This window comes from Pseudomonas quasicaspiana (genome assembly GCF_021147825.1).
Lineage (GTDB): Bacteria > Pseudomonadota > Gammaproteobacteria > Pseudomonadales > Pseudomonadaceae > Aquipseudomonas > Aquipseudomonas quasicaspiana.
Window position 1 is genome coordinate 22452 of sequence record NZ_JAGTPI010000071.1, and the last position, 6910, is coordinate 29361.

The following is a 6910-nucleotide window of genomic DNA, read 5'->3' on the forward strand; positions in this document are numbered from 1 at the left end:
TGACGGTTGCCAAGAGCTCGCCAGTGGTCAATACTTTTTCTGAGTCAGTAATAAGAAAGGATATTCAGCACTGTATTGTGGGTGATGCCTCAGTCCCGATTTTTGCTCCGCCCTCTTGAGAATAAATACGCTTCTATAGGGGCAACTCTGATTATAAAGTTTTACTGATAAAAAGGTGAATCAAATGAACGTAAGTTATCCACAACCCAGCGTCGTAGAAGCACCTGGCGGTGTACTCGATCCTCAAAACGCAATCAATGGCGCGACCGTGCTCGTGACCTACGTTATGCAGGACTCAGACCTCATTCTTTTGTCCTGGGATGGTCGAGGTGATCTGGTCACACCAAAGACAGGGAACTCAAGTGGGACAGTAGATTTTCTGGTGCCGCGCGCAGCCGTTATAGAGTCAGCAGGCAGTACGATTGAAGTGATTTATACCGTCATTCGTTCGGGCGGCATACAGCCGTCGATAACTCTCAATCTAACCGTTGCTGCGATGGGCGCAGAAGTTAAACCTCGCATATTGAAAGTGACAGGCGCCAGCGGCGATGTCGAGGACGGAGGTGTAACCCCCGACAACGTGTTGACATTTTTTGGAGCGGCAGGCTCTGGCGTCACGCTGGATGTATTTGACAACGACTATCCTGTTGAAACGGTAGTGGCGGAAAGTGATGGGAGCTGGAGATTAACGTTGTCGGGATTAACGGAAGCGGGCCACAGCATTACGGCGAAAACCTCGGGTGGGCAGTTAGTTTCAGATTCTTGGGGGTTTACTGTACGGTTGGGGTCGGCATCCGGTTTCGAGGACTTCGAAGCGGAGAGTATTATGCTCTTGCAGTTTGGTGTTCCCGTGACTTGCCGTTCTGGACTAATACTAACTTTACTTACCGAAGGTGACGATATTTTTGCATGTCAAATAAGAGCGGTTAGTTCCTTTCCACACGCCGATATGGGCACGAAAGCTCTTCAGTTGAATCAAGCCAACATTATAGAGATGAAGCTCCCTGGCTACGCTGGGTACGTAACGTTTGACGTGACCGCCGTCAATGGTCCGGGCTCAAAAGCATTTTATTTCGATCCTTCTGGAGTGCGCATTGGCTCAATGGATATTCCCTTTTTTGTATTAACCCCTGGTCCGGTGTCATTTACTGCACCGCAGGGGCAATCTATTGGGTCTATACAGGTGCAAGCTCTGTCAGAAGGATCTATGGGGTTTTTCATAGATCATATTCTTTGGCGCTAATAGGAGACAGTCGAGTAGGATGATTTTTCTAACAGAGACTGATGTCGCGGAAGTGCAGCGAGGGTAGTTTGCCCTTGCTCCACTCCGTTGATTATCGTCTTTTGAAGTATTATGCAGGTCCCGTGGCGACCTACATGAGTATGTACTCAGTAATGGTCTTTTTGGCTCCCCTTCTAGTTGGGGGCAAGTGTCACATTGGAATTCGGTATACCGATCGATTATAGAAACTGATTTTTGTAGATTTACTTGGCATGATTGAGATCACGTTCCCTTGAACGTGTGGGATTCTTCTGATCAACTCCGCACTTTCAACAAACTCGATAATCGCCACGGCCTTTTCATACGCCCATCACTCCTTCTGATCCCAGCCTCATCCCGCCTAGGCAACAAACACGGCATGTCCCGCAACCGTATCCACGGTTCATCCTGCCAATGCATAACATTCAGCTCCCCGGTCTGCCACTCCAAAACACCCGGCGTCGGGCTGTTGTGGTCTTTCACGTCCGAGCTGTAGCGCAATCTCGGCAGCACGCTGTAGGTCAGCCATTTGCGCAGCGGCAGGTTGGCCGGGTTGGGGTGGTAGACGAGCAGGGCGTAGACGGCGGATTCACTGACCATCAAGGTTTCTTTTGCTTCGCCGTAGTAGCTCATCAGTACGTTGCGGCGTTGGTCGGGGGCAAGTTTGCGGGTGAAGCGTTCTTCGAGGAACAGGCCCATCATGCGGCCCAGTTCCCGGGCGCAAAACCACGCCTGGCGGTCGATGAGCAGGGCGTGCAGGTGGTACTTATGGCGGTTGAACACCATGGGTTCGAAAGGGGGTTCCATTGGGGTCTGTCCGTATTGGCTTTATTGAGGGACCAAAGGTGTCGGGAGCTAAGAACACCAACAAGAAGTGCCGACATATTCCCCCGAAGGGTCTTGTATTAGCCGACTCCCGACATAACAGACGTACAAAGGCATTATGCGCCCGCGATAAACGAATTTATCGCGGGCACAAAAAAACCGCTGGCTGTCGTGGCGGGTGACGCTTGTTCGGAGTTCTTAGGCTCAGGGCGCGCATGATTGGGCAGACGGTTTTGATCGTAAATGCTGGCACGTGTGAGCGGATGTGACCGGTTTTTCTGGCGTTGAATGGCACTGTCAGACAGCTATTCCGAGGCTTGTAGGGGGATTCGCAATGTCCGGTGCTTTACGGGGGCAGAGCATTAGCTTTTGGCTGCGGCCAATCAATCGCTAAATAGCGAAGTCTGTACCGGCTTGATCGCCGATCAATCTAAGCACTGTCAGTTTTGACAGTGGTGAGGGGGGAGGAATCGCGTAATGCTAATGGAACTTTAAACCAATGGACGAAATAATAATGAACAGGATTCTATCGATCGTGTTGCTCGCGAATATGGCATGGGCAGTAAACGCCAGTGCTGACGATCCCAAAACGTTGCCTACCTGTATGGTCTACATCGACCATGGGGCATGGGTATATCGTTATCAGGAGTGGACGCTGGAAATTGTCCCGACCCCGTGTGGCCGTAATGTGGGTGCTGAGGAAACTGCGTACACGTTCTTTGAAATAGCCAAAAAGTTTTCGGGCAGTGAACACTGGGGAAACACCCGGGGCATGATTAATCAGTTGACATGCCATTATGCAATTGCCAGAAATAAACCCGAATGGAACCTGGATCCATGGCGGCCTTATGTGGGCCATGCTGCGACCGTGGAAGCAAGCTGTAATGTGACAGTCCCTAAACCTGATACGCCTTTTGAATAAGCTGTCTGTGACGCTGCCAAGGTGTATGAACGCGTTAACTCCAAGCTGTTCAGCGCGGTGGAAGTGAGCGCCTGGCAGGTAATCTCCCGCAGAAAAATTCCACGTTCGTGGTGAACGGGCCCAGTTAAGGGTTGCCGTTGACGAAGTGGGTTTCCGGGAGGGCCATCGGTGTATCACGGCCGGGCAGGGCTTGGTCAGCGGCTGGGAGTACGTTTTGTTCACGAGAATTTCCGAGCGTAGAGCCGTGGGCCTTTCCTCTGGGGAGGGCATGTCCCTGGGCGTTTTCATTCGCGAAAAGGCCGATGCAGCCAATGCATCTCTGTCGTCTGGAGTTAGCCTTCCCGGATAAATCCGGGCCCCACGACGTGTCACCGAAGGCTTGCGATAACAAAAGATAACGCTTTGTGCAGGGCTAATCGCCGATAAATCTAACAATATCGTCTCTGTGAGTCGCGAAATAACGTTCTATTGGCGATACTCTCTATCAATAAAACACGCTGACATAACGCAGTTGTCAGAAAGGCTGACATACGCAAAATGCAGGTGAGCTATGGGCATTCACTTTCAACCGACTTCCAATTCTGCCGCACTTGAGATCACCCGTATCGTCGACGACAGGTGCAAGTCCCTCGATAAACCCGGCTCGACGATTAACCCCGGCCTGGTTTTATTTGGTCGAGGGCCGACAAACGCCAAAATCTTTTTTCTGGATTACGGTGTACTGCAGGAAACTACCGAGATTACTTCCGGAGGCGCGTGGTTGATAAGGCTTGCTGCCGAAACGGGCAGCCATTGTTTTAGTGTGTGCACCAGCAGTGGAGCGGTTTCTCCTTCCTGGGATATCACTGTCGTGGCATCGACCCCCAAGTATTACGGGATCATGTTGGATCGGTTTTAGCCGGGAAGAGATGCCCCTGACTGTAAATATTCAGAGTTGCATCGGCCCTCTTCGTGAATAAATTCATTCCTACAGGGGTGAGGCGGTTGTCGGAATAGAAGTGCAGCCCTTAATTGCCGATCGGTTTAAACACTGTCATTTCTGTCAGGTGTGTCGGTTGAATGATCTCGGTACTGTCTGGGGCATGAAGTTTATTTGCGGGGCGGTAGCTACATTCAATTGCTGCATTTGATTAAAGGTGAGTGCCATGCAAACCCAAGAGCCTTCTGCGGTGCCGGCCATTACTGGCGTTGTGGACAGTGAAGATCATCCCATTCCCAATAACGGAACGACCGAAGATACGGTGCTGACCCTTTTGGGGGTGGGTACGGTCAATACGGGAGTCATCATTGCTGATAACGGCACCCCCATTGCGCTGGCCCTGGTAAATGAAAACGGCGAGTGGATGAAGTCAGTGGCGGCGCAGGAAGGCAGGCATAGCTACACCATTCGTTTCTCCGACGATGCCTGGGTGGTGACGGTGGTCATGGCTGCGCAGGCCCCGACTATCATCAGCGTGCGTGATTCTCTGGGCGAGGTTGTCGATGGCGGCAGCACCTTTGATCAGCGCGTGACCCTCGAAGGCACTGCTGCCGCTGATCAATCGGTGGAGATTCTGGACAGGGCAGAAATCATTGCCAGCGTACTGGCGACAGGAGGGAGATGGGCGGTTGACCTGCCATTGCTGGCGTTTAAAGGCTATAGCATTAAAGCGCGAGGTCTGTACGGCAGCATCCCGGAATCTGAAGTTAGAACCTTCAGTGTCATTTATGCCGGGGAGGATTTTGAAACCGGCACATTGGGCGTGATCCCGGCGAATACTCCTCAAGAGTTTCCCTCCCTGTTCGTCACGCCGAAAGACAAAGATGCCAGCTTGGTAATCAACTCAGATGCAGCCCCTATCGTGACTGAGAAGACTGTTTCATTTGCAGATGAAAGCTCGGTGCGTTTTGATCTGAAGTCACCGGTCAATAAAATTACCTTTGGTGCCTATGCCAAAGCCAGTGATTTCAATGTTGAGATTCCCTCCCTTGCCTGTCTCGATGAGCAGGGTGATCTGATACTCGAACGCAAGCTGGATTTCGGCTTTCAGTTCGCCGCCTGGCATGACGTTATCAGTACAGATCGGAGGATAAAAACCCTGGTGATCACCGTGAATCGGGGAACCGACTGGTTTTATATCGATAACTTCACGTTTGCCTGATTGTGCCCGTTGCGACGTTTGAACTGATCTGTGGCTCTCGCTTTTGCTAAACTGCGCAGCCTTCGAGGAGCTGCCATGAATTACCGTCACGCCTTCCATGCCGGCAACCACGCCGATGTGCTCAAACACCTGATCATGACTCGCTTGTTTGCCCTGATGGCGCGCAAGGAGCAGCCGTTCGCCTATATCGACAGCCACGCCGGGCTTGGCCTTTATGACCTGAAGGGCGATCAGGCCAGCCGCACCGGCGAATATCTGGAAGGCATTGCCCGTTTGTGGGACGCACCGGACCTGCCTGCTTTGGCGGCTGATTACATGCAGCTGCTGCACGACATGAACCCCAATGGCGAACTGCGTTATTACCCGGGCTCCCCGGAAATCGCCCGTCGCTCTACCCGCGCCAATGATCGCGTGCTGCTCAACGAGAAGCACCCGGAAGACGGCCGATTGTTGAAAGACAATATGAAAGGCGACCGCCGTGTGGCGGTGCATCTGGGCGAAGGCTGGCATGTGCCACGTGCGCTACTTCCAGTCGGTGAGAAGCGGGCAGTGTTGCTGATTGATCCGCCGTTCGAACAGCTCGACGAGATGAAACGCTGCGCCGTGGCCCTGAAAGAAACCATCGGCCGTATGCGCCAGACCGTTGCTGCCATCTGGTACCCGATCAAGGACCCGCGCCTGCTCAAGCGTTTCTATCAGGATCTCGCTGAGACCGGTGCGCCGAAGTTGCTGCGGGTTGAGCTCTATGTTCATCCACTGGACACCCCCGCCAGCCTCAACGGCTCGGGCCTGGCCATCGCCAACCCGCCTTGGGGCCTTGAAGAAGAGCTGCGCGAGCTGCTGCCGTACCTGGCGCAGAAACTTGGCCAGACCAAGGGTGACTGGAAGATGGATTGGTTAATTGCGGAGTGATATTTAAACGACTGCGGTAATACTGGGTAGGAGCGAACTTGTTCGCGAGGCGATGGCCATGGTTTATCTAAATCAGAGCCTCTCCAGCACGTTGACGCCTACCCAATTAAACCAAAGTCGAGTCTTTAGTTTAATCACCATAAACAACTATCTCAGGCCGTGATGGTGAAAAGAAATATAAACCGGACTGGCTATCGCTAACGACTCTAACCACTGTCATTTCTAACAGTTATCTACCATCCATTACTAAACAATACTGGGGTCGAAACCTCTGCGGATGCTTCTACGCTTGCGGTCAAATCCCCATTATTAATGTAGGTGATGCAATGGTTTTCCGAACTCAAGCTCCTCAAGAAATGGCTTCTCTCTCTATTGATAGCGTTTTTGATTCCCAAGGCGTCCCGGTGTCGGACGGCGGCTTCACCAGAGATCCCGCGCTTACGTTGTCGGGTGCCGCAGTTGACACTGGGGTACTGGAGGTTTTGGAGAACGGCACTCGCAAAATCGTCGCCTGGCCTGAGAATGGTACGTGGTCGGCGCAAGTACAAATGACTGCAGTAGGTAGCCACAGCTTTACGGTACGTTCAATCGACAATGGCATCGAGTCTGGGCCGTGGGGGGTTATAGCAAGCTGGAACGAGCCGGTTATCGAAGGTGTTGTTGACTCTCACGGCGTCCCTGTATCGGACGGTGGCTTCACCAGAGATCCTGAACTCATACTATCGGGCGCCTCAGTCGATACTCAGGTAATGGAGATTCTGGATAACGGCACCCGCAGGCTCATGGTCTGGCCGGAAGACGATACGTGGTCAGCGCAAGTGGATTTGATAACAGCGGGAAGCCACAGCT

At 52.5% G+C, this 6910-nt stretch carries 7 protein-coding genes; 6 read left to right on the plus strand and 1 reads right to left on the minus strand.

The annotated features are described in order from the left end of the window. The first annotated feature begins 184 nt into the window (after window positions 1-184). Entirely contained in the window at window positions 185-1243 is a 1059-nt protein-coding gene (locus KDX30_RS26040; RefSeq protein ID WP_231677898.1) for a hypothetical protein, read from the plus strand. Between the two features lie 294 nt (window positions 1244-1537). On the opposite strand, the gene KDX30_RS26045 is transcribed toward KDX30_RS26040, so the two are convergent. Then, window positions 1538-2068: a BRO-N domain-containing protein gene (locus KDX30_RS26045; protein ID WP_231677899.1), complete on the minus strand. Its 531-nt coding sequence runs from the start codon at window positions 2066-2068 to the stop codon at window positions 1538-1540. 517 nt (window positions 2069-2585) lie between these two features. Between KDX30_RS26045 and KDX30_RS26050 the strand changes: the two genes are divergently transcribed. The 5 genes from KDX30_RS26050 to KDX30_RS26070 all read left to right on the plus strand — a co-directional run. Continuing rightward, complete coding sequence (locus KDX30_RS26050) at window positions 2586-3008, plus strand: DUF2599 domain-containing protein (protein ID WP_231677900.1); 423 nt, start codon at window positions 2586-2588, stop codon at window positions 3006-3008. A gap of 550 nt (window positions 3009-3558) precedes the next feature. After that, window positions 3559-3906 (plus strand): hypothetical protein, encoded by a 348-nt coding sequence (locus KDX30_RS26055; RefSeq protein WP_231677901.1) that lies wholly within the window; start codon window positions 3559-3561, stop codon window positions 3904-3906. Window positions 3907-4153: 247 nt separating this feature from the next. Beyond that, window positions 4154-5149 (plus strand): hypothetical protein, encoded by a 996-nt coding sequence (locus KDX30_RS26060; protein ID WP_231677902.1) that lies wholly within the window; start codon window positions 4154-4156, stop codon window positions 5147-5149. A gap of 75 nt (window positions 5150-5224) precedes the next feature. Next, window positions 5225-6061 (plus strand): 23S rRNA (adenine(2030)-N(6))-methyltransferase RlmJ, encoded by an 837-nt coding sequence (locus KDX30_RS26065; protein ID WP_027899986.1) that lies wholly within the window; start codon window positions 5225-5227, stop codon window positions 6059-6061. Between the two features lie 326 nt (window positions 6062-6387). Next, window positions 6388-6910 (plus strand): hypothetical protein (locus KDX30_RS26070; protein ID WP_231677903.1); only part of this gene is annotated, 523 nt, incomplete at its 3' end.

Coding starts and splice junctions, on each gene's coding strand:
- KDX30_RS26045 (WP_231677899.1), bottom strand. CDS start 2,068: ATGGAACCCCCTTTCGAACCCATGGTGTTCAACCGCCATAAGTACCAC.
- KDX30_RS26060 (WP_231677902.1), top strand. CDS start 4,154: ATGCAAACCCAAGAGCCTTCTGCGGTGCCGGCCATTACTGGCGTTGTG.
- KDX30_RS26065 (WP_027899986.1), top strand. CDS start 5,225: ATGAATTACCGTCACGCCTTCCATGCCGGCAACCACGCCGATGTGCTC.
- KDX30_RS26050 (WP_231677900.1), top strand. CDS start 2,586: ATGGACGAAATAATAATGAACAGGATTCTATCGATCGTGTTGCTCGCG.
- KDX30_RS26055 (WP_231677901.1), top strand. CDS start 3,559: ATGGGCATTCACTTTCAACCGACTTCCAATTCTGCCGCACTTGAGATC.
- KDX30_RS26040 (WP_231677898.1), top strand. CDS start 185: ATGAACGTAAGTTATCCACAACCCAGCGTCGTAGAAGCACCTGGCGGT.